We start from the raw sequence: 24,573 nt of genomic DNA, 5'->3' as shown, positions 1-24,573 counted from the left end.
TTTATACGATTACTTTTGTGTGATTATATTTTATAGCTTATTTAAATATTTAAAATAAATTCCAATACCATTGATCTAACAAGGGTAATTTCATTCCATTCGAAATTACCCATAACGTTAATAATTGATTATCGACAGCTAGCTATTTTTACTTTTAAGTTTATCAAGCATACCTATGGTGACTAAAACAACACCTTTATCGGTAACTCTAAAGCCATTTGCACGATCATTATCATGATTTATGCCAATTTCCATGCCTTCTGGAATAACACTACCTCGATCGATAATGGCTTTTTTGATTGAACAGTTACGATTAATAATAACACCAGGTAAAATAACCGATTCATCAATATCACAATAAGAATTAACTCTTACTTTTGAAAATAATAAAGATCTTTTCACCGTAGAACCAGAAACAACAACACCACCAGAAACAGTAGAATCAATTGCAATTCCGCGTCGTTCGTCTTGGTCAAATACAAATTTAGCGGGTGCGGTTTGTTCTTGATAAGTCCAAATAGGCCAACTTTCATCATACATATTAAGTTGAGGCTCTGGCGCAACTAATTCCATGTTAGCTTCCCAGAATGAATCTAGAGTACCCACATCACGCCAGTAAGGTTGTTTTTCACTATCTGGATCTTTAAATGGGAAGGCGAAAACGCGATGTGATTCAATTATTTTAGGAATAATGTCATTACCAAAATCACCACTCGAACCTTCTTGAGCGGCATCTTTTTCTAGCTGCTCAAATAAGAACTCTGTATTAAATACATAGTTACCCATTGAAGCTAATGTAACACCAGGTTTGCCGGGAACTTCAGAAGGATTAGCCGGCTTTTCATCAAAACGACAAACACGACTATCTTCATCAACCGTCATAACACCAAACTGCCCAGCCGCCTCTTCCACAGAAGTTTCTATACAACATACTGTCATATCAGCTTCACTAGCAACGTGCTGAGCCAATAATGGGCCGTAATCCATACGATAAACATGGTCGCCTGATAAAATCATGACGTATTTTGGTAATTCATGTCTGATGATATCGATGTTTTGAAAAACCGCATTAGCCGTACCTAAATACCAACCATCACCGGTTTGCTGCGATGCTGGCAAAATCTCAATTGATTCTCCAAGCTCTTTTTTAAAGTGTCCCCAACCACGATTAACGTGACGAATAAGCGAGTGTGATTTATATTGAGTCGCAATGCCTACACGTCTAATACCTGAGTTAATACAGTTTGATAAAGGAAAGTCGATAATCCTAAACTTACCACCAAAAAAGGTCGCTGGCTTAGCTCTTCTATCGGTTAATTCATAAAGTCGTGAACCTCGGCCTCCCGCCAAAACTAACGCATAAGTTTCTTTTGTTAGACTACTTATTCTTCTTTCTACATAATTGGGCATAACGTATCCTTTCCTTCACAAACATTAATTAACGTTCAATAAATAGCGTTTTACTTTTTTAGTACCAATTTAATTAATCACTTGGTATATCAGTAAATTACTAAAGCTTCCATATTTCATCTCGATACTGCCTGATCGTATGATCGCTCGAAAACACACCACTCGCTGCAGTGTTTAAAATACTCATTTTGGTCCACAACGTTTGATCTTGATAAGTTTTATCAACACTTCGTTGAGCTTGAAAATAACTATCAAAATCGTAAGCTGTTAACCACATATCATCTGGGTCACGTATAGTTTTAATAATTGAATCAAATATCTTAGGTTCAAATAAATTAAAGTGACCGCTTTCTAACAAGTGCATAACTGCTGATAATGTTTCAGAGTTGGCTATGATCTCATTAGGTTGATAATTTTCTCTAATATCTGAAATTTCATGAGCTTGTGCGCCAAAAAGGAAAAAGTTATCTTCGCCTACGGCATCTCTAATTTCAATGTTTGCACCATCTAATGTACCAATAGTTAGTGCACCATTCATCATAAACTTCATGTTACCTGTACCAGATGCTTCTTTACCTGCAGTTGATATTTGTTCAGATAAATCTGTCGCTGGGCAAATAAGTTCCATAGCAGAAACATTGTAATTTGGTACGAAAGCAACCTTTAAAAACTTAGCCGCTTTCGGGTCTAAATTAATCGTGTCGGCAACATTATTAATGAGTTTAATAATCTCTTTTGCCATCACATAACCCGGTGCCGCTTTACCACCAATTAACACACAGCGTGGTGTAATATCTGCAGTATCGCCTTTGCGAATTCGGTCATATAAGCCAATAACATGTAAAATGTTTAATAATTGACGTTTGTATTCATGAATTCGCTTAACTTGCACATCAAACATCATGTCTACGTCAAACTTTACACCTGTGGCTTTCTCAACAAAGTCAGCTAAAACAACTTTGTTGGCTTTCTTACTTTCACGCCATTGTTTTTGGAAGGCATGATCTTCAGCAAATTTAGCGAGTTGATCAACATGGGAAAAATCAGCAACCCAGTTTTTATCAATTTTACTTGAAATAAGCTCAGCTAAACTGGTGTTGCAATGCGATAACCAGCGACGTGGCGTAACGCCGTTAGTTTTGTTATTGAATTTTTCAGGCCAAAGTTGATAAAAGTCATTAAACAATCCAGCTTTTAAAAGCTTGGTATGTAAAGCCGCCACTCCATTAACAGAATAACTACCAACAATAGCTAAGTGTGCCATACGCACTTGGGGCTCATGGCCTTCATCAATTAATGACAAGGCTTGCTGCTTACTTGAATCGCCAGGCCATGCAACAGCCACTTGCAGCAGAAAACGAGCGTTTATTTCGTAAATAATTTCTAAAATACGCGGTAATAAATTTGCGAATAAACTTACTGGCCACTTTTCCAATGCTTCAGGTAATAAAGTATGGTTGGTATAGGCCATAGTTTTAGTGGTGATATTCCACGCGTCATCCCACGATATTGCATAGTCATCCATCAAAATTCGCATTAACTCAGGCACTGCAATACTTGGATGCGTGTCGTTAAGTTGAAAACTATTCAGAGCAATAAACTCATCAAAATTATTGCCACAGTTTTCGACATAACTATTTATAGTGTCTTGCAAAGATGCTGAAGATAAAAAGTACTGTTGGCGTAGACGAAGTTCTTTACCGTTTTCACTGGTGTCATTTGGATACAGCACCATAGTGATTTGTTCAGCTAAATTCTTTTTAGCCACTGACTCGGTATAGCTACCCGCGTTAAATTCACCAAGGTCAAATTCATCAGTCGCTTCAGACTTCCATAATCTTAAAGTATTCACAATTCCATTTTGATAACCAGGAATTGGCATATCATAAGGAACAGCGAGTACGTCTTGGGTATTATTCCATTGACGATACTGCTGACCACTGCGCTTTTTAATCACATCAACATGACCAAAAAACTTCACTCTTATGGCTTTTTCAGGTGCTGCAATTTCCCAAGGATTACCATTACGTAACCAATTATCAGGATGCTCGATTTGCGCGCCATTTTTAATCTGTTGATTGAACATGCCGTATTCATAACGAATACCATAGCCAATAACCGGTAGAGCTAAACTGGCACAACTATCTAAAAAACAAGCGGCTAATCGACCTAAACCACCGTTACCTAAACCAGCGTCATGCTCTGCTTGTTCTACATCTTCTAACCCACAGCAATAACCTTTTAACGCATCACGAACCGTGTCATCTAAATCTAAATTTAAAATAGCGTTATTAAGAGTTCGCCCCATTAAAAATTCTAATGAAATATATCCAACTCGGCGCTGGTGTCCTCGAGATTCACGCGTTTCTCGCCATTGTGCAACTAACCGATCTCGAATGGTGATAGCAAGTGCGTTATAGAGATATAAGTGTGAGTCTTGAACCGTATCTCGGCCGAGTGAAAAATGGAAGTGTCGTGCTAAATCTTCGGAAAAAGTGTGTTCGTTCATCAAAACATTGCCATCTGATGAAGTAACTTCACATTGATTATTTTCTTTATTCACAATCAGTACATCCTATTTATTATTTATAAACAATTATTTAATAAAACAATTGTTGAAAATGGAGCCATGGTAATTTTTCGTTCTGCAGGTATATTCTGCACTTCTTTTGATTCTGCACTAGCCGTGGTATCTATCATCACTTGCCAATGTTGTATGGTGTCAATCTCCGGCAATTGAAATTCTATCGGCTCGCTACCAGCATGGAAAAGACATAAAAGTGATGGGCTATCAGGCGCTTTTTCATGAATCAAGTAACCTAAAGTCGCCGCATGGTGTGAATGCCAATGATCTTTTTGCATCTCAAAGCCGGAGGGGTGATACCAGATAATATCAACCGCAGATTTCTTATCATCTTTATGTATAAATCGATCATGGGTTAACATAGAAAAACGTTTTCTCAGCTCACTTAAACTGGCAGTAAACAATTTAAGCTCTTTTGCGTATAACGCGTCTTCATCCCAATTTAACCAATTTATTTCATTGTCTTGGCAGTAAGCATTATTATTGCCCTTTTGTGTACGACCTATTTCATCACCCGCAAGTATCATAGGAACGCCTTGAGATAACATAAGCGTTGCCATCATATTTTTGATTTGACGTAATCGAACAGACAAAATGGCGCTATCGGTAGTTTCACCTTCTATTCCGTGATTATGCGCAAAGTTATCAGAATGACCATCACGGTTGTTTTCACCATTAGCTTCATTATGACGTTCTTGAAAACTCACTAAATCACGTAATGTATTACCATCATGGCTACATAGGAAATTGATACTCGCAAACGGTTGACGTCCACTGTGCTCAAAAATATCACTTGAACCGTGAATTCTGCGAGCAAATTCGGGTAATAAACCTTTATCTCCGCGCCAATAGCGTCTCATGGTGTCTCGATACCGATCGTTCCATTCAGACCACGGCGATGGAAACCCACCTAATTGGTAGCCACCTGGGCCAATATCCCAAGGCTCTGCGATAACTTTTACACTACTTAAAATGGGGTCTTGTAATACCGCATCTAAAAAGCCGTTACTTTTATCAAAACCATGTAATTCACGGCCTAAAATAGTCGCTAAATCAAATCTAAAACCGTCAACTCCCATCACTTGAACCCAGTAACGTAGGCTGTCCATTACCATTTGTAAGACCCGCGGATGGCTAATGTTGATGGTATTTCCGCAACCAGTATCATTAATATAATAACGTGGTTCTGCAGGATTTAATCGGTAGTAAGAATGGTTATCAATGCCTCTAAAACTTAGTGTCGGTCCTAAACGGTTGCCTTCACAAGTGTGGTTGTATACCACATCAATAAGTACTTCAAATCCGGCTTGATGAAGTTCATCGACCATACGCTGAAAGTCGCGAATTTGATGTTGGTTTAAATAATCTTTATGAGGAACAAAAAACGCCAATGAGTTATAGCCCCAATAGTTTGAGAGCTTTTTGTCGGTAAGAAATTGTTCAGAAACAAATTGCTGTACCGGTAATAATTCAATGGTGGTAATACCAATAGCGCGATAATGAGCGATCATCGCCGGGTGGCTTATACCTAGAAATGAACCACGTAATGCTTCAGGCACTTTTGGGTTAAGTGCAGTTAAGCCTTTAACGTGACCTTCGTAAATTACAGTGTTTTTCCAAGCAAAGGGTTTTCTTGGAATAAGAGGAGCTGAGGCATCCATGACAACCGCTTTAAGCATGACATCTGCATTATCTCTATCGTCAAAAGACAAATCTGTCTTAGCATCATGAATATTATAAGCGAAGTGACGTTCTGACCATGAAAAATTGCCCTTTAATGCTTTAGCATAAGGGTCTAACAATAATTTATGATGATTAAAGCGATGACCGAATTCTGGTCTATAAGGCCCGTAGACTCTATAACCATAAACTAAACCTGCTTTAGCGCCTTTAAGAAAACCATGCCAAATATTGTGTTCACACTCAGGTAAAACAAAGCGCTTTAGCTCTTTGTCACCCTGTTCATCAAAGATACACAATTCAATTTTTTCAGCATGTGCTGAAAAAATAGCAAAATTTACCCCGGTATCATCAACAGTTGTGCCTATTGGATGTACTCTTCCGGGCTCCATTCTATATTGTTCCATGCTTCTCCAGTTAAGAAAAAATGATGACCATTGTTTGAATTATTACAACATGCCATTTTGCTTAAAGTAATACAGGGAAGAACTTTTATATAAATTAAACAGTCGTTTTTAACTTTAGTTCATTTAAATAAGTATTTATATTATGAAGTAAGAGCAAAGTCTTAATTCAAGACTTTGCTCATCATAAATACATCTTCGGTTACGTTTACGGTGTAGTCAGTACCACACTATTTTCACTGCCAAATTCATTAGCTAAGTATTGATCAGCCTGGTCGTCGTTTTCCCACTCACTATCATTTAATAGGTAGCGAAAATGAAAAACACCGTTTTTAGGCAATCTCACCTTAGTTTTAAAACTCTTTGAGTTTTTATTAAACTTCATTTCAATAGCTTGCCAGTCATTAAAATCACCAACCAATGCGGCTGTGGTTACATCACTTCTATTAAATTCAAAGGTTACTTCTGTTTCATCTTTAGTTTTAAAAAACTTCTTAGTTAGCATTGTTATTCTCCATTAATCATGCACTAATTAATTTAACATTACTGATTTTGCTTTATTTAAGTGCTAAATTTTACTACTAAGCCCCAATAATGTGCGTATTCAATTTAAAATAGCCAATTTATATGTCGGCATGATGAAAAAGCATAAATCGAGCCGAATATATAAAAAAAGCAACAATCCTTTAAAGTAATTTCATATTTGATTGTAATGCTAATTATTTTTCCGTTGCTATTTCATGTAAATAAATTACATTTAATGAATATACAGCTAAAATAAGTAACAATCAAAGCTTTATTTGCTGTAATTATAACCTATAACTTGTTAAAGTTACATTAAAGTGTAATTTTATTTCATAATAAGAAGAGTTTAATATGAGTCTTATCGAACAATTAGCTAATTTAGTAGGTTTCCATACAAGTTACACAGGCACATTTGGCGATAAAGTGCACGCTAAAGACCCTGCTAAAAGGGCCCTGTTACAAGCAATGGGTTTCGAATTAGATGAAGAGTCCCTCATTAAATCAATATCTTATTTAAATAATAGCCAGTGGATAGATATTTTACCTGTTGTACATATTGCCAAACTCGAAGAGCAACAACATGCGATTAAAATAAGCTTACCCAAAATTGGTAGTTTATTACTTAACTGGAAAGTCACTCCTGAAGTTGGCAGTAAAGTAGGTCACGAAGTCGTTGGTGTCTTTAATATTGCAGACATGCAAGCTATTGCAGAAACCACAATAGATGAAACTCAATATTGCCAATATTTATTACATTTACCTGTATTGGAGCAAGGCTATTATCAATTTACGATCAGCTTTGGTGAGGCTCATGCAAGTTGCTCGCTGATCTATGCGCCAAAAACCTGCTTTAGCGCTCAAGAAGCTTCGGTAAATAAAGTATGGGGTTACACAGCACAATTATATTCATTGCGCAGTGAAAACAATTGGGGAATGGGCGATTTCACAGATTTAAGCAATCTTGTTGAAAAGTCAGCACAACAACAGGCCGCGACTATTGGATTAAATCCATTGCATCCGCTTTATCAACATAATCCCGCGCACCGAAGCCCTTATTCGCCTTCAAGTCGTTGCTTTTTAAACCCACTCTATATAGATGTAACTAAAGTACAAAACTTTCAACGTTGTACTCTTGCACAAGAAAAAGTAAACAGTGACATCTTCCAGCAGGGTATTGCAAATGCTAAAGCAAGCAATTTGGTTGATTATCCTGCAGTCGCAAAACTTAAATTTGAAATTACTGAGTTGTTGTTTGAAGATTTTTATCAAAACATGACTTCTACTAGTAAAAATGAATGTTATAAGAATATGTCGGATGAGTTTGAGCATTTTAAACAAGCCAATGGCACTGACTTACAACGTTTTGCAACTTTTGATGCTTTATATGAGTATTTTCACTTAGCTGATGAAAATTCTTATGGTTGGCCCGATTGGCCAACAAACTTTCAAGATCCCGATAGTGAAGAAGTTCACAAATTTAAACTATCGCATGCTAAACGCATTGATTATTTTTGTTTCTTACAATGGCTAGCACATCAACAGTTAAGCGCGGTATCTCAACAGACAATTGATAAAGATATGGCCATTGGCCTATATCTTGACTTAGCGGTAGGTTGTGATGGCTCAGGTTTTGATGTTTGGTCTGATAAAGAAGTTTATGTTGCCGGTGCGTCAATCGGCGCTCCACCTGATGGCATGAACCCATTAGGACAAAATTGGGGATTAACGCCAATGAATCCTGTGGCATTACAAAAACAAGGCTATCAACCATTAGTCAAAGCTCTACGTAGCAGTATGCAATATGCTGGGGCTTTGCGCATTGATCATATTTTAGGCTTAATGCGTCAATATTGGGTCGCCCCCGGTATGGAAGCAAATGAAGGGGTTTATATAAGTTTTCCTTGGGATGATATCTTGCGGATTATCGCCTTAGAATCCCGTCGAAATAACTGTGTTGTTATTGGTGAAGACTTAGGTAATGTGCCTGAAGGCTTCAGTGAAACCATTCAAAATGCCGGTCTTTTATCTTTCAAAGTTTTATTTTTTGAACGATGGGAATCAGGTTTATTCAAACGCCCTGACAACTTCCCTCCACAATCAATCGTCACTATTGCCACGCATGATACCGCAACATTATCGGGTTGGTGGCAAGGCAGAGATCTACAATGGCGTGAGCAACTTAATCTTTATCCAAATGATGAAGCAGGACAAGCTGATAGAAATGCACGAACGAGTGAACGAGAAAACCTCATTGCCGCTTTAGAAGATTTACAGGTTATCGACATGAGCAAAGCGCCACAAATAGCACCCGCACAAATGAATACCGAACTCAGTATTAGCGTACAAAAGTATTTAGCGTTGTCACCTAGCCATATACAACTAATACCGTTGGAAGATGTCCTTGAGATATCAGAGCAAGTCAATATTCCAGGCACTATCGATGAACACCCCAATTGGTTACAAAAATTACCGGTGTCGCTGGAAGATTTTTCTGAAACAAATTCAGTGCAGGAAATAACCCAAGCGATGAATATCGCTAGGCCAAAATGATTAAAAAATTAACTAGATTACGAAAAAATAGCTCAGATCACCTATTAGTGATTAAAGTGAAGAAATGAATTAATCAACATTAAAAATGCCATGAAAGTGGCATTTTTATACCTTGTATTAATCAAGCTATAAGTAACTTAACAAACAGCTAATTAACTTTTCACTCTTTGAACCGCTGCTAACCATTTTCCGTACAAATTATTTCGTTGTTCGTTATCAATTGTGGGGGTAAATCGTTTTTCACAATGCCACATATTTGCCAACTCATCAGTTGAGCTATAAACACCCGCTTTAAGCCCGGCTAGATATGCAGCACCTAATGCGGTGGTTTCGATGATTTCAGGTCGATCTATTGTTGCCCCTAAGATATTGGATAAGAAGCTGAGCAACCAGTTGTTAGCGACCATGCCTCCATCAACACGAATTAAACTCGGCCTAAGACCATCACTTTCCATTGCTTTTTGTAAGTCTTTTGTTTGATAGCAGACAGATTGCAGGCCGGCCGTAACAATTTCTTTAATGCCTGAGTCGCGCGTAAGTCCTAATATAGCCCCTCGCGCATTGGGATCCCAATAAGGTGCCCCTAAACCGGTAAATGCTGGTACAAGAAAAACACCATGGTCCAACGGCACTTTTTCTGCGATGGATTCAGTTTCACATGCCGAGCCTATTAACTTTAACCCGTCTCGAATCCACTGTATGGTCGCCCCCGCCATAAAGATACTGCCTTCGATAGCATAAGTTGGCTTACCATTTAGTCGATAGGCAACGGTGGTTAATAGTTTATTTTTAGACTTAAGTGCTTTACTGCCGGTATTTAACATTAAGAAGCAACCTGTACCATAAGTACTTTTCGCCATTCCTTCTTCGAAACACGCTTGTCCAAATAAAGCTGCTTGTTGATCACCTGCCATAGCTAAAATGGGAATTTCACTGCCAAGTAATGCACTATCGACATAGCCAAAGTTATCTGATGAATCCATGACTTCAGGTAACATAGCGGCAGGAATATTGAATAACGCGAGTAATTCTTCATCCCATACTTGCTGGTGAATATTAAAAATCATGGTGCGCGAGGCATTAGTCGCGTCCGTTTTATGCACTTTTCCGCTCGTAAGGTGCCATAACAAAAAGCTATCAACGGTACCAAACGCTAGCTCTCCGTTTTCGGCTTTTTCTTGTGCTCCTTCGACATTATCAAGTATCCATCTAATTTTAGTTGCCGAGAAATACGGGTCGAGTAATAAGCCAGTTTTATCATTAATTAGAGCTTCTGTTTCAGGAGTAGATATTGACTGACAATACTCTGCCGTGCGTCGGTCTTGCCAAACAATAGCGTTATATATAGGCTCACCTGACTTGCGATCCCATACCAAAGTCGTTTCTCTTTGATTTGTAATACCTATGGCAATAACCTCCGTCGCTAGCACGTTATTGTCTGACAGTACTTTTCGACAAGTACGCAAAGTTGTTTGCCATATATCGCTAGGGTCATGTTCAACCCAGCCATCTTTAGGGAAGTGTTGTTCAAACTCTTCTTGAGCTGAGGCATGCACTTTTCCGAACTTAGTAAAAAGCATTGCTCTAGAGCTTGTCGTTCCTTGATCGATGGCCAATAAGTATTTCAACATCTTTCCTATTTATTTTATTTAATAATTAAATCTTACCCAATAATGCCGATACCAAATAGAGCTTACAACAACTATAACCATATTCGAAAATGTGATTGAACAATTAATGTTGAAAAACAACTAAAGTGTAGATAGTTTTCATTTGTTTTAAGCTACCTAACAGTGGTAGCCTTAATGGCGCTCTAGCAACCTTAAATGAACATTACAGTTGTTTAACGAAGATTATATTTATCATATAAAATAGCAAGGTACGCTATATGAATGCAATAAATGAAGTATTTGACCTTGCTGTTATTGGCGGTGGTATAAATGGCGCTGGTATCGCGGCAGATGCTGCTGGCAGAGGACTAAATGTTGTCCTGTGTGAACAAAACGATCTTGCCTCTGCTACTTCTTCTAAAAGCAGTAAGCTTATTCATGGTGGATTGCGGTATTTGGAGCATTATGAATTTAAGCTCGTTAGACAAGCGTTAGCAGAACGTGAAATTTTACTAAAAAATGCCCCTCATATTATTAAACCTCTACAATTTCGCTTACCTCATCAGCCTCATTTAAGGCCCGCTTGGCTGATCCGCATTGGGCTATTTCTTTACAACAACCTAGCAAGGCGTGTAAGTTTGCCGGCTTCTAAAGGTATTAAGTTTTCACATGACAGTCCTTTAGTGAGTAATATAACTAAAGGCTTTGAATACTCAGATGCTTGGGTAGACGATGCAAGATTAGTCATCCTAAACGCGCTTTCAGCACAAGACAATGGCGCCATAATAAAAACGCAAACCCAATGTATAAAAGCGATACGCGAAGATAAGGTTTGGGTTATTACGTTAAAAGATAGTTTAACTGGCGTCATCAGTTTTATCCGTGCTCGCAGTATCGTTAATGCTGCAGGACCTTGGGTAGCTCAATTGTTTTCAGATGCTTTCAGCCTTAAATCTCCTCAAAATATTAGACTAGTTAAAGGCAGCCATATCGTGGTGCCACGTATTCATGCTCAACCAGAAGCGTATATGCTACAAAATGCTGATCAGCGCATTATATTTGTCACCCCTTTTGAGGATGATTTTTCGTTAATTGGCACTACTGATGTTGAATATAAAGGTGAACCATCGGATGTTGAAATATCGGATGATGAAATTGACTACTTGTTAGACAGTACTAATGCGTATTTTAAGAAAAAAATATCACGAGCAGATATTATAACGACCTATTCTGGCGTTAGACCTTTATTAGATGACGAGTCAGTTAATGCCCAAGCGGTTACCCGCGACTACACATTAGAGCTAGAAGACTTAGCAGACAAAACGCCTATTCTTTCAGTTTTTGGTGGTAAAATAACTACTTACCGTAAACTAGCAGAAGCTGCAGTTGATAAACTTAGTCCTTACTTCCCAAACATTGGGCCTACATGGACAGCAGACACCCCGCTGCCTGGTGGAAATTTCGATAATATAGACTTATTAACTCAAGGAATTAAAAAAGAGTTTCCATGGTTGCCTTCAGCACTGCGTACTCGATTGATCCGTAGCTACGGTACAATAATTTTCGCTTTATTAAATAATATAGATAGTATTGAAGCCATGGGATTTTGTTTTGGTGCTGATTTATATGAGCTGGAAATCAACTTTTTAATCGAACATGAATGGGCTATTAATGTTGAAGACATCATATGGCGACGAACGAAAAGAGGACTTTATTTATCAATGTCGCAAGTCGCTTTCATACAGCAGCATATTGATAAGCACCCTAGCGTTGTAGAGCGTAAATCATTACAAAATAAAAAAACTATTTGATCTACTTCATTATGATGAAGCTGATTGGGACTTCACAGTTTTAAATAACAATAAGTACTTCACACTCATTGCGCTTTGATAACCACTGTCTACACGCTCTACTTCACGCGAAATAAACCATAACGGACATAATTGACTTCACTGCCGCCATATTTAGCAGGCAAAGTAGCACCCAATAAACCTAATTGACCTAATTCACGCATCATTTCGCGATCAAAATGTTCATGTCTGTTGGCTTCAAGTACACGCTGCAGCAGCCTTTCTTGGCAATAACCATGAGCAGAATCACGGACCATACGCACTTCTTCGGTGAGTTGATTATCAAGAAACATCTGATATTGCTAATTAAATGGGGTTAATTTTTGGCTCATAGTATTGCTCTTTTTAAATACTGTTTTACAGTAATTTTTAATTTATCGCTTCACTCTATCCTCAAAACAAAAATAAAAACAATATATAGTTATTATATTTTTCATATCTTTAATTTATAGCTATTTTTATGCTTGCGGCGCCATGTTTGTTATTGTACAGTAATGAACTTTAGTGGCACCCAAGTTCCGCCAAGCGAAACATAAGGTATTTTTTGATGAGTCCAAAAATGAATATCATTAGCAAGTTTTTCAAAGTAGCCACATTAACAGTTGCTGCTTTGAGTGCAATCCCTGCTTTAGCTGAAACGGTTCTCACTTATGGTGAACCTGGGCCAAATAGAGGCGCTCGTGCTGGAGCTACCAAATGGTTTGCACAGGAAGTTGAAAAGCGCTCTGGTGGCGATTTAAAAATTGAAATTAAGTGGGGTGGCGCCTTATTTAAGGCTAATGCCTCAAGACAGTCTATTGCTGCGGGCGTGGTCGATATGGGAACTATTATCCCCGATTACTTTCCAAAAGAGATGGTGTCTTTTTCACTGACTAACTTACCTTTTGAAAACCTCGATCCTTGGGTTGGTTTAAAAGCTAATTTTGATCATATGCAATCCCCTGAAGTTACCAGTAATTTAGCCAAGCAAAACTTATCCTTCGTCACTTCATACATGCTCTCCAACGTTATCGTGCTATGTAAAGGGGGTGCTGTTCGAACACTTGAAGATATTAAAGGTAAAAAAATTCGTGGTGTTGGTACCTTCGGTAAAATATTTGGCGACCTAGGAGCCAATTTGGTCAGCATGAGCATTTATAAGGCTTATCAGGGGCTAGGTAACGGTTTGCTCGATTGCAGTCTAGGTTACATGAGCGCCACAATTGCCTTGAAACAGCATGAGGCGTCTGACAGCCTAACCAAGCTCAATTGGGGCACTTATACCGGTTTGGGAATATTTATAAATAAAGATGCGCTAACGAAATTGAGTCCTTCTCAGAAAAATATAATAAATGAAGTTGGCGCTGACTTTATCAATTACCTTGGTGAAAATATAATGGAAGCTGACAAAAGAGCAGAAGACCTACTGACACAAGGAATTGAGGGTCGCAAGTTGGAAATGATTACTCTGCCTTCTTCAGGTTCAGCTCAATTATATGCCGCGAGTCAATATCACATTACGAAATGGGAAAAAGAAGCCAATAAAAGTGGCCTAGCTGGGAAAACCATGGTGGAAAACTACAAAGCTTCTCTTAAAAAATACAGCCAAGAGCGGGACCTCAATGGCTACCCTTGGGCACGTTAACTTAAATACACCCGTTTAATTAATGAGGTGTTCTACTTTATAGGCATAAAAATAACCCAAGAGCGGTTTATTTTAACCAGTAAAATGATCATAACGTTAGTCAAATTGGTATCACATAGAGTTTAATATTATGTTGAAAAAAATGGAACAAGGGGCATTGATTGTAGCAGGTGTGTGTATTATCACGCTCGGGCTAATGATCACGCTAACGGTTGTTACACGTAACCTTTTTGGATGGGGAGTAACTGACGATGTTGTTATCGTTCGAGAACTCATGGTAGGAGCCGTTTTTCTACCGTTAGCTTATGTTACCGCAGATTACAGCCACATCACCATAGAGTTCTTATTTAAACGCTTGGGTAAGCATACCAAATTATGGATGCTTGCCATTGGCTCTCTCATCAGCCTATTAATATTACTACCACTTGTATTCGCTGCATGGAAAGGATTTTTCCACGCAGCAAGCAGTGGCGCTTATTTCTTTAGCCAATTAGACCTGCCTGAGTGGCCTGGAAGATTTGCTTTTTTTGCTGGGGCAGCACTATTTATTATACGTTTAACGATAATTTTCGTTGCTGATTTTCGAGCAGCAATCTGTGGTAATACTGACTATCTCGCGCAGCGCTCAGACGCGGCATACGATACAATTGAAGAGGGTTAATCTGTGGATCCATTGATGCTTGGGCTCGTCGGCTTTGCCTGTACGTTGCTTTTACTTATGTTCCGTGTACCAATCGCTTTTAGCTTGGCTGGCGTGTCATCGGTATTTATATTTTTATTTTTTGCTATGCGAAACGGTGGCTTTGACATTGACACAGCGGTGGCACCCGCTCTGACCATGATCTCATCTAATGCCTTCGACTTAGTCCATTCTTATGATCTAAGTATGATACCGCTATTCGTGCTTTTAGGTCATATTGCCTACCATACGGGTATCACTACTGACATTTATCATGCGGCACGAGTTTGGTTAAAACGCTTACCTGGCGGGGTAGCTATGGCCTCTGTTTTTGGCTGTGGGGGCTTCTCCGCTATTACAGGTTCGAGCATCGCTTGTGCTTCAGCGATGGGTAAAATCTGTGTGCCTGAAATGCTACGCATGGGTTACAATAAGCGATTAGCTACATCTACCGTCGCCGTTGGTGGCACGCTTGGTTCGCTTATTCCACCGAGTGTTCTGTTTATTGTTTACGGTATTTTTACCGAAATGTCAGTTAGCCGCCTATTTTTGGCAGGTATTATCCCTGGTCTGATATCTTTGCTGGGTTTTTTAGTGGTGATCTACATATGGGTGAAACGTAATCCCAGTGATGCACCGGCTGATACCACCTTACTTGTTAAAGGAGATCGCCGAAAAGCCGCTATAAGATGTTGGCCTGCTATGTTGCTTTTTACTATTATTATTGGCGGAATTTATGGTGGCATATTTACCGCTACCGAGGCAGCAGCGATCAGTGCATTTTCGGTAATCATTATTGGCGCTTTACAAAAACGACTTAATTGGCAACAGTTTATCCAATCAGTTAAGGAAACTTGTACGCAGACCACGACTATCTTCTTTATTGCGGCCGGAGCAAAAATTTTTGTTGGCTTTGTTGCGCTAACAGGTATGGCACCAGCACTGGTTGGGCTGATCGAATCTGCCGACGTATCGCTATGGCTACTCCTGGTAATGATCGCTGGTGTATATTTCCTACTAGGTATGTTTCTTGACCCACTAGGTATTATGGTACTTACTCTACCTTTTTTAATTCCTATGGTAGAAGGTTATGGCTTAGACTTAATTTGGTTTGGCGTGGTTGTAATAAAATTGCTTGAAATAAGCTTGATCACCCCGCCGGTAGGATTAAACGTTTTTGTTATCTCCAGTGTCACTAAACCTTCGGTAGCGGTATATGACATTTTTATGGGCGTTACACGTTTTCTGGTCATGGATGTCTTAGTATTGATTGCGATTATCGCCTTCCCGATACTATCGCTGCTATTGCCTAATCTTATGATGTAGCCATTATTATTAGCGGTTTGGCCAGCACATGGCCTACCGCCAACAGCAATAACTGTTCAAGTCATACATTGCGATCATTCTATATTTTCAACTCCACTTAACCTCGATAAAATAATAACCAAAGTAAGGCTTTATGTGCCAAACTTCGGTATAAGTATTTTATATTCTCCTTCACTTAGCGCCAAATCAATAAAATATAATCATCTGCCAATTGCAAAAAAGGCCTTTGCAATAAACAAGGGCCTTTTAGCAATCAGTGAAATAATAAACTAAGAAAAGGTATTAAAATCGAATTAACGTTGCTTCGATATTACGTACCATACTTTTTAATTGTGGCGCGACTTCTCCGCTCAAAAACTCTTTCGACAACCTAAATGCTGGGCCACCGGCATTGAATACATAAATTTGCCCTTGCGTGAGTTTCAGTGGTACAGCTATGGCATTGGTATCTCGTTCCCAATCGCCCCAAGAGTGACAAAAGCCAAATTCTTTATAGCTTTCCACTGCTTGATCAACGCCAGATTTGACAGCCTCGAACTTATCACCCAGTTTTTCTTTAAAATGTCTCATAAAAAAGTCACGCTCTTCTTCTGACAAAGCCACTAAATAAGCTCGCCCTGCTGCCGTAGTTGCCATCGGTATTTTGTCGCCAATATCTTTTTTAAAGGTAACAATATCTTTTGGAGCACAATGATCCACATAAATCATGTCAAGTCGATCTCTGTCTGCCAAACCTATTGATGTACCAGTTTCAATGGAAAGTTCTTTCATCTGGGGATTCGCCACTTGACGAATTGCTAGGTTTGACACAAATGCGTAACCCAAAGCCAATACACCAGCGCCAAGCTGATACTTTTCTAAGCGTTTTGAATAAGTCAGGTAGCCCAAATTTGTCAAGGTATAGGTTAACCTTGATATACTCGACTTAGGCAAACCTGTACGTTGAGCTATCTCCTGATTGCCAAGAAATCCATCTCCCGGGTTAAATGCCCGTAATATATCTAATCCTCTAGCAAGCGCTTCGACGAATTTACGATCGACTTCCCCATTTGTATCTCTTGGCATACCCGTTGGTGTATTCATTTTGGACTACTCAATTGTTTTGATACTAGGCGCATTGACTTGTTTTAGCTGTCAAAACGTTTTTCAAATTATGGTAGTTATAATCTCATTATTTACCCTGAAAATAAAGATTATAGATAGCTTTAAAGATGAGGTTTATAGATTATTAGCCGCAAATTAGAGGAATAGCATTAAAATAGACTATGATAAGTTACTTGATTTTTTAGTTACTGAGCTTTTTTACGGTAAATTGACCAAAAACGAGATTATCGAATATTCCAAATGTATTACAGCCTCTTCTCTAAAGAAGAAAAAAGCACATAATTTAAAAATTTTATAACATTCTACCTGGTTATTTGTGCTGGAATATAGCTAATTTATTATCGATAACAATCTGTTATTTTTTCTTGTAGTGTTTCTTTCTGAGCGGAAAATGTAAAGTTATCGAAGACTATTTATAACTTTTATATTACTAAATATAATTGTCGAGAACTTACACCAACAAATAAAATCGCTGAAATAAGTCCTTATTATTGTTACTCATCAACACGACTAACCATGATTAAAAGTTAAGGTTAGCACCAAGATTAATTCTAAATTTTAGTGTCAATATCGTATGATGAGCATCAGGTCACAATAGTAAAGTCAGCACCTATAGTAATTGAAACAAATCATCCAATCGCTTTACAAGGCGCTTTCTAATTCAGGTAACGCTTCAAATAGATCGGCCACAAGGCCGTAGTCAGCTACTTGGAAAATAGGTGCTTCTGGATCTTTATTTATCGCCACAATCACTTTCGAATCTTTCATACCCGCAAGATGTTGAATTGCGCCTGAAATACCTACCGCAATGTATAAGTCTGGCGCAACAATTTTACCTGTTTGGCCTACTTGCATGTCATTAGGAACAAAGCCAGCATCTACAGCCGCGCGTGATGCGCCAATGGCAGCACCTAACTTGTCAGCAATACCGTCTAATAACTTGAAGTTATCACCATTTTGCATACCGCGACCACCTGAAATAACGATGCTTGCTGCACCTAAGTCTGGGCGCTTAGAAACCGTTAACTCATCACGGACATGGCTTGAAACACCTGCATCTGTAACCTTATCTAGCATTGTGATCTCTGCAGCGCCATCAGTGGCAACTGCATCAAATCCAGTTGAACGCACTGTGATTACTTTTTTAATATCTACACTTTGCACGGTAGCAATAGCATTACCGGCATAGATTGGACGCACAAAAGTATCAGCATTCACTACCGCCGTAATATCTGAAATTTGAGCGACATCTAATAAAGCGGCAACGCGAGGCATAAAGTTTTTGCCGGTGGTTAATGCTGTAGCCAGAACCACGTGGTAATCCGCCGCTAATTCGGTGACTAATAAACTGATATTTTCTGCCAGTTGATGCTCGTACACTAGATTATCTGCAACTAGTACCTTGGTAACACCATTCACTTTAGCGGCTTGTTCAGCAACGCTTTGACAGTTATAACCGGCAACTAAAATGGTAATATCGCCACCCATTTGCTGTGCCGCAGCAACCGTTTTTAAGGTATCAGCTTTTAACGTGCTGTTGTCGTGTTCTGCATAGACTAAAATGCTCATGAGATCACCTTCGCTTCATTTCTTAACTTTTCAACTAACTCATCAATCGATTCAACAATAATACCCGCTTGTCGTTCTTTAGGTGGTGTCACTTTTAATAAGTTGCTACGTGGGGTTAAATCAATACCAAAATCAGCAGCCAACATTACCACTAGTGGTTTACGTTTAGCTTTCATGATGTTCGGTAAAGAGGCGTAACGGGGCTCATTTAAACGTAAGTCAGTTGTCACAATTGCGGGTAAATTTAGTGCAACCGTTTGTAATCCAGCATCAACTTCTCGTGTTACATTAATTCTGTCGCCTTCAACCTTAACTTCAGAGGCGAAAGTACCTTGTGATAAACCAGTTAATGCAGCAAGCATTTGGCCGGTTTGGTTGTTATCGCTATCAATTGATTGTTTACCTAAGATAACTAGCTGCGGTTGTTCTTCTTCGACAATTTTTTGTAGTAGCTTAGCAATATTTAACGCGTCGAGCGTTAACTCTGTATCGATATGAATTGCACGATCAGCGCCTAGAGCAAGTGCAGTCCGAAGCTGCTCTTGACAGCTTTTATTACCAATAGAAATAGCAACAACTTCAGTTGCTGTGCCAGCCTCTTTAAGGCGAACAGCTTCTTCTACGGCGATTTCACAAAAAGGGTTAATGGCCATTTTAACGTTAGCTAAATCAACGTTTGAGTTATCCGGTTTAACACGTACTTTGACGTTATAATCGATGACTCGTTTAATTGGGACTAATACTTTCATAAATTTTCTTTACCTCAATGGGGACCTGATAAAATTTGCTTCGTTATATTTTTAATTTATTCAAATTGACGGTTTAATTCTTTTTCTAACAAAGATAATGCCGCTTTAGGCAGATTAATCTTGCTTTGCATTTCATGGCTATATGAAACAATAATGCTTTCACTTTTAGCGGCAATCTTTTGATATGTTTCGCTAAAGATAACTTGGCTTAAAGTGAGCCTATCGCTACTTATTTTCTCAACTTTGGTGGCAATAATCAGATTATCGGGATATGTCACCGGAAATTTAAACTTGCAATCGATATAGGCAACGACAAATCCTAACTTATCGCCCCCAAGGGCTGCTCTGATATTACTGTCAGTGAAAAACTTCACTCTACCTTCTTCACAATAACGAAAGTAATTGCTGTTATTCACATGTCCTAACATATCAATATCTCCCCACCTTACGGGATGTTTTAATTGATAAGGATAGTGATTTAATTGATCTTTCAAAATATTCTCCACTTCTAAGGCTATATGCTAACTGCCCAACTGTACCTAAACCATTTCAAACTAGTTGATTCATCTTAGTATTAAGTTACTCTTTCCTATACCGAAAAACGCCCTGACCTGAAGCAATGATATTATCAAAAGTGTCGTATACATCGGCAGCGCCATAATAAATATTTCGACCGGAGGCAGTAACTCTTCCAATAGCATAAATTTTGTTTGATTGAGCTTGCCCTAAATAGTTTATGTTTAACGATAAAGTTAACGCTTTTCTATAGTCATGTGGATCATCACTATAGGCACCAGTCAGTGCAGTTGCTGCATCTAATAAGGCTGAAATAAAGCCGCCATGTGGGATGCCTGAACGATTTAAATGCTCAGGTTTAAGTTCAGCACTTATTTTAATATGATTTTCTCGCCATTCCTCAATCACAAAGCCTAAATGATCATTAAATGGCGGCATTTCTTTATTTGCCCAAGGTTTCATTTTAGTCTCTTATTTTCTGTTTCTTACCGCTTGAGATTCTTCACTTTGAAGTAACTGTGCAAAAATCACTAACTCCTTGTTAATAATATCGGTAAGTATTGCTTGCTGGGGTGCTTTAAGAAGTTTTTTAGTGGTACGTAAAGCATTTTGTGGTTTCAGGGCTAATGCTTTCGCTTTACTCAAAGCAAAGTCAAATACTTCAGTTTTATCTACTTGCTGATTGACTATACCGATATCAATCGCAGTTTGGGTATTAAAAGCATCGCCCAACATTAATATTTCAGCCGCTTTACGATGACCCGCTAATTGAGGAATAAGCAAGCTTGAACCTCCTTCAGGGCATACACCTAAATCGACGAAAGGCATTTTAAAATAAGTTTCAGATGCATAAACAAAATCAAAATGTAGTAGCATGGTTACGCCAATACCAACGGCAACACCCGATACGGCTCCAACTATCGGTTTAGGGTAGTTATGTAGCTCATATAATAAGGACGATGCCGGTGAAGGTTTATTGGCATCACGATTATTGAAATCGTTTAAATCATTCCCTGCAGAAAACGCATCAGCTGTGCCGTGAATAAGTACGACATTAATACTGTCATCTGAAACACTATCTTTAAGTGCTTTAGCCATAGCCAAATACATTAAACTAGTTAAAGCATTTTTTTTTTCTGGACGATGAATACCTATGTGTAAAACACCACTGTCTTTGTGAATTAATATATTTTCTTGAGATGTCATTTTGTTCTGCCTATTGGTTGTTCAGTCGATTTAAACGAGATAGCGCTTGATCGTATTCTGTTTTGAAGCGTTCAACGATAGAAGACACATTCGTGATCTCCCTTATACTGCCTAACCCTTGGCCGGCCCCCCAAATGTCTTTCCAAGCTTTAGTTTTACTGCCACCTGATGAACCAAATTTCATTTTGTTTTTATCACCCTCTTCAAGGTTATCAGGATCTAAACCAGCATTAGAGATACTTGGCTTAAGGTAATTCCCATGAACCCCGGTAAATAGTGAACTATAAACAATATCTTTCGCGCTATATTCAACCAACATGTTTTTATATTCTGGATCAGCATTAGCTTCTTCGGTGGCAATAAAGCACGTACCTATATAGGCAAAGTCAGCACCTAAAGCTTGTGCTGATAGTATTGACGCGCCATTAGCAATCGAGCCAGACAACGCAATAGGACCATCAAAAAATTGCTTAATTTCACTAACTAAAGCAAAAGGACTTAAGGTTCCAGCATGACCACCTGCGCCAGCGCACACCAAAACTAAACCATCTACACCTGCTTCTATGGCTTTTTCGGCATGACGAACATTGATAATATCGTGAAAAATAATGCCGCCATAGGCATGAATACGTTCAACTAACTTAGGATCTAACGCGCGTAAACTGGTGATAATGATCGGCACTTTATATTCAATACAAGTATTTACATCATCCTCTAATCGGTCATTACTTTTGTGAACAATTAAATTAACCGCATATGGCGCAACAATAGCGCTCGGATTAGCTTCCTGATACTGCGATAATTCTGTTGTAATGGTGGTCAGCCATTCAGCGAGTAATGACTGTGGGCGCGCATTGAGAGCAGGAAAAGAGCCAACAATACCGGCTTTACACTCTGCGATAACTAATTCTGGTCCCGAGATGATGAACATAGGGGCACTGATGACAGGTAAAGATAATTTATTTTGTAAGGTTTTCGGCATTGACATTTTGATCCCCTAGAACATATTTACTGTGATAAAAAATTAGCCATACCAAAAAAAATGGTATCGCTAATTTTGTCACTCTTTGGCTATTGGCTATTTGCCCACTGAGTCAAGGTTTTACCTTCCTCGACGAGTTGTTTTAATAATGCGGCTGGTTGCCAGAACTCTTCACCGTAAATGGCGCCGAATTCACATATTGTTTGATAGATTTTTTCTAAACCTATGCTCTCGGCATAAAACATTGGACCACCTCGATAAGCTGGAAATCCATAACCGAAGACGTAAACCACATCAATATCACTCGGACGTTGTGCGATACCTTCTTCAAGTATTTTGAAACCCTCATTAATCAAAGCAAAAGTTAAACGCTGTAAAATAGTCTCGTCATCAATTGCTTTGCGCTCAACCCCTCTTTGTTTGGCTTGTGCTTCAATAACTTCAAGTACTACCGGGTCAGCCATACGCTGTCTTGTGTCGGGATCATATTGGTAATAACCTGCACCAGTTTTTTGACCTAAACGGCCCATGTCATATAAAGCATCAGCAATGCAGTAGGTTCTAACATCACCCTTTTCTTCATCAGTTAAACCCTCACGCGCTTTATAGCCAATGTCTATTCCTGCTAAATCACCTACAGCAAGCGGCCCCATTGCCATACCAAAGTTTTGCATGACGGTGTCTATACCTTGAGGTGTGGAGCCTTCAAGTAAACATAATTGGGCTTCACGCGCATATTGGCGCAACATACGGTTACCAATAAAGCCATAACAAACGCGAGATAATGCCGGCACTTTTTTAATGGTTTTAGCCATTGCCATCGATGTTGCTAACACTTGATCAGACGTTTTATCACCGCGTACAATTTCAAGTAATTTCATGACATTAGCAGGACTAAAGAAATGCAGACCAATAACATCCTGCGGGCGAGAAGTTGACTCTGCAATTAAATTTACGTCTTGATAAGAGGTGTTACTGGCTAAAATAGCACCGGGTTTACACACGTTATCGAGCTTAGCAAAGACTTGCTTTTTGATGTCTAGATTTTCAAAAACAGCTTCAATTACCAAATCCATATCAGCTAAATCGTTATAATCAGTGGTGCCGGTGATCAGCGCTTGGCGTTGTGTGGCGAGCTGATTAGTCAATTTACCTTTTTTAACGGTCATCGCGTAATTTTTAGCGATAATATCTTTACCACGCTGCAATGCTACATCGTTAATTTCCAGTAGTGTCACAGGGATACCCGCATTAACAAAATTCATTGCAATGCCTCCTCCCATGGTACCGCCACCAATAATACCTACGCGTTTAATATCTTTTAACTGAGTCTCTTTTGGTAAATCTTTAATTTTTGAGGACATTCTTTCGGCAAAAAACATATGGCGTAATGCTGCAGACTGTGATGAGTTCATGCACTCTATAAATAAACGCCTTTCAACTTTAAGACCTTCTTCAAAAGATTTATTCATTGACGCTTCAATACATTCAACGATACGTTGAGGCGCTTCTTGAAGCCGATATCGTTGACTTAATTTAGCTCTACAATCAGCGAAAAAATCATCTAATGCGCTTTCTTTATCAACCTCTATATCTCTTACTCTTCTAATTACATCGCCTTGTGCAATAACTTCTTGGGCAAACTTAATCGCTGAGGTCAGTAAATCACCTTCAACTACTTTATCAATTAAACCGATACTCAGTGCTTTATCTGCCGAAATTGGTACACCGGTCGTAATTAAGTCCATTGCTGCTTTAACACCAACCAACCTAGGTGCTCTTTGTGTTCCACCAGCACCAGGCAACAAACCTAATTTAACTTCAGGCAAGCCAACATTAGCAGTAGCCAATGCACAACGATAATGACAAGCCATTGCAGTTTCTAAACCACCGCCTAATGCGGTGCCATGAATGGCAGCAATAATAGGCTTTGTAAATGCTTCTACAACATTAAGCAGCTCAGGTAGCGAAGGTAACATAGGGGGTTTGCCGAACTCAGAAATGTCTGCCCCTGCGATAAAAGTGCGCCCTTCACAAATCAAAACTAAGGCTAATGAAGCATCATCTTGTGCTTGTGCTAACGCCTCTTTAATTCCTGACCGTAATGCATGAGAAAGCGCGTTAACTGGCGGGTTATTTAAACGAATAACACCGATATCACCTTCTAATTGATAACTAACAACTGACATAAACTTAATTCCTTAC

At 38.9% G+C, this 24,573-nt stretch carries 18 protein-coding genes and 1 pseudogene; 5 read left to right on the top strand and 14 right to left on the bottom strand.

Going from position 1 to position 24,573, the window contains the following annotated elements:
- Positions 1-138: 138 nt before the first annotated feature.
- The 4 genes from glgC to B5D82_RS05505 form a co-directional block, all read right to left on the bottom strand.
- Positions 139-1,410, bottom strand: coding sequence for a glucose-1-phosphate adenylyltransferase (glgC, locus tag B5D82_RS05520; RefSeq protein ID WP_081149830.1), 1,272 nt, complete (start codon positions 1,408-1,410; stop codon positions 139-141).
- 100 nt (positions 1,411-1,510) lie between these two features.
- Positions 1,511-3,976 (bottom strand): glycogen/starch/alpha-glucan phosphorylase, encoded by a 2,466-nt coding sequence (locus B5D82_RS05515; RefSeq protein ID WP_425429885.1) that lies wholly within the window; start codon positions 3,974-3,976, stop codon positions 1,511-1,513.
- Between the two features lie 20 nt (positions 3,977-3,996).
- Positions 3,997-6,081 (bottom strand): glycogen debranching protein GlgX, encoded by a 2,085-nt coding sequence (glgX, locus tag B5D82_RS05510; protein ID WP_081149828.1) that lies wholly within the window; start codon positions 6,079-6,081, stop codon positions 3,997-3,999.
- Between the two features lie 205 nt (positions 6,082-6,286).
- Positions 6,287-6,583, bottom strand: coding sequence for an isoamylase early set domain-containing protein (locus B5D82_RS05505; RefSeq protein WP_081149827.1), 297 nt, complete (start codon positions 6,581-6,583; stop codon positions 6,287-6,289).
- Between the two features lie 371 nt (positions 6,584-6,954).
- Between B5D82_RS05505 and malQ the strand changes: the two genes are divergently transcribed.
- Positions 6,955-9,153, top strand: coding sequence for a 4-alpha-glucanotransferase (gene malQ / locus B5D82_RS05500; protein WP_081149825.1), 2,199 nt, complete (start codon positions 6,955-6,957; stop codon positions 9,151-9,153).
- A gap of 152 nt (positions 9,154-9,305) precedes the next feature.
- Here malQ and glpK read toward each other — a convergent pair whose 3' ends face one another.
- Entirely contained in the window at positions 9,306-10,784 is a 1,479-nt protein-coding gene (glpK, locus tag B5D82_RS05495) for a glycerol kinase GlpK (RefSeq protein WP_081149824.1), read from the bottom strand.
- A 257-nt stretch (positions 10,785-11,041) separates the two neighbouring features.
- Here glpK and glpD point away from each other — a divergent pair, with 257 nt between their 5' ends.
- On the top strand, positions 11,042-12,574 hold the full coding sequence (glpD, locus tag B5D82_RS05490; RefSeq protein ID WP_081149822.1) for a glycerol-3-phosphate dehydrogenase: 1,533 nt from the start codon (positions 11,042-11,044) through the stop codon (positions 12,572-12,574).
- Positions 12,575-12,607: 33 nt separating this feature from the next.
- On the opposite strand, the pseudogene B5D82_RS05485 reads toward glpD, so the two are convergent.
- A pseudogene (locus B5D82_RS05485) lies at positions 12,608-12,906 on the bottom strand (acyl-CoA dehydrogenase family protein); the annotation flags it as partial.
- A gap of 254 nt (positions 12,907-13,160) precedes the next feature.
- On the opposite strand from B5D82_RS05485, the gene B5D82_RS05480 reads away from it, so the two are divergent.
- The 3 genes from B5D82_RS05480 to B5D82_RS05470 all read left to right on the top strand — a co-directional run bounded on the left by B5D82_RS05480 (position 13,161) and on the right by B5D82_RS05470 (position 16,242).
- Positions 13,161-14,237 (top strand): C4-dicarboxylate TRAP transporter substrate-binding protein, encoded by a 1,077-nt coding sequence (locus B5D82_RS05480; RefSeq protein ID WP_245807562.1) that lies wholly within the window; start codon positions 13,161-13,163, stop codon positions 14,235-14,237.
- Between the two features lie 130 nt (positions 14,238-14,367).
- Positions 14,368-14,898, top strand: coding sequence for a TRAP transporter small permease (locus B5D82_RS05475; protein ID WP_081149821.1), 531 nt, complete (start codon positions 14,368-14,370; stop codon positions 14,896-14,898).
- A gap of 3 nt (positions 14,899-14,901) precedes the next feature.
- On the top strand, positions 14,902-16,242 hold the full coding sequence (locus B5D82_RS05470; RefSeq protein WP_081149819.1) for a TRAP transporter large permease: 1,341 nt from the start codon (positions 14,902-14,904) through the stop codon (positions 16,240-16,242).
- 282 nt (positions 16,243-16,524) lie between these two features.
- On the opposite strand, the gene B5D82_RS05465 is transcribed toward B5D82_RS05470, so the two are convergent.
- The 8 genes from B5D82_RS05465 to B5D82_RS05430 all read right to left on the bottom strand — a co-directional run bounded on the left by B5D82_RS05465 (position 16,525) and on the right by B5D82_RS05430 (position 24,557).
- Entirely contained in the window at positions 16,525-17,325 is an 801-nt protein-coding gene (locus tag B5D82_RS05465) for an IclR family transcriptional regulator (protein ID WP_081149818.1), read from the bottom strand.
- 663 nt (positions 17,326-17,988) lie between these two features.
- The gene (locus B5D82_RS05460; RefSeq protein ID WP_081149816.1) at positions 17,989-18,915 is read right to left on the bottom strand and encodes an electron transfer flavoprotein subunit alpha/FixB family protein; all 927 of its coding nucleotides are present in this window, start codon (positions 18,913-18,915) and stop codon (positions 17,989-17,991) included.
- Entirely contained in the window at positions 18,912-19,664 is a 753-nt protein-coding gene (locus tag B5D82_RS05455; protein ID WP_081149815.1) for an electron transfer flavoprotein subunit beta/FixA family protein, read from the bottom strand. Before B5D82_RS05455 ends, B5D82_RS05460 begins: the two co-directional genes overlap by 4 nt.
- Positions 19,665-19,720: 56 nt before the next feature.
- Entirely contained in the window at positions 19,721-20,158 is a 438-nt protein-coding gene (locus tag B5D82_RS05450) for an acyl-CoA thioesterase (RefSeq protein ID WP_081149813.1), read from the bottom strand.
- Between the two features lie 85 nt (positions 20,159-20,243).
- The gene (locus B5D82_RS05445; RefSeq protein ID WP_081149812.1) at positions 20,244-20,642 is read right to left on the bottom strand and encodes a PaaI family thioesterase; all 399 of its coding nucleotides are present in this window, start codon (positions 20,640-20,642) and stop codon (positions 20,244-20,246) included.
- 9 nt (positions 20,643-20,651) lie between these two features.
- Positions 20,652-21,386 (bottom strand): enoyl-CoA hydratase-related protein, encoded by a 735-nt coding sequence (locus tag B5D82_RS05440; RefSeq protein WP_081149810.1) that lies wholly within the window; start codon positions 21,384-21,386, stop codon positions 20,652-20,654.
- Positions 21,387-21,396: 10 nt separating this feature from the next.
- Positions 21,397-22,374 carry an NAD(P)H-dependent flavin oxidoreductase gene (locus B5D82_RS05435; protein ID WP_081149809.1) on the bottom strand — a complete coding sequence of 326 codons (978 nt, stop codon included), beginning with the start codon at positions 22,372-22,374 and terminating at the stop codon, positions 21,397-21,399.
- A gap of 83 nt (positions 22,375-22,457) precedes the next feature.
- The gene (locus B5D82_RS05430; protein ID WP_081149807.1) at positions 22,458-24,557 is read right to left on the bottom strand and encodes a 3-hydroxyacyl-CoA dehydrogenase NAD-binding domain-containing protein; all 2,100 of its coding nucleotides are present in this window, start codon (positions 24,555-24,557) and stop codon (positions 22,458-22,460) included.
- Positions 24,558-24,573: the final 16 nt, after the last annotated feature.

The sequence above is a fragment of the Cognaticolwellia beringensis genome, from assembly GCF_002076895.1.
Taxonomy (GTDB): domain Bacteria; phylum Pseudomonadota; class Gammaproteobacteria; order Enterobacterales; family Alteromonadaceae; genus Cognaticolwellia; species Cognaticolwellia beringensis.
Note: the sequence above shows the minus strand (reverse complement) of the source record. Positions and strands in the feature narration are given on the sequence as shown.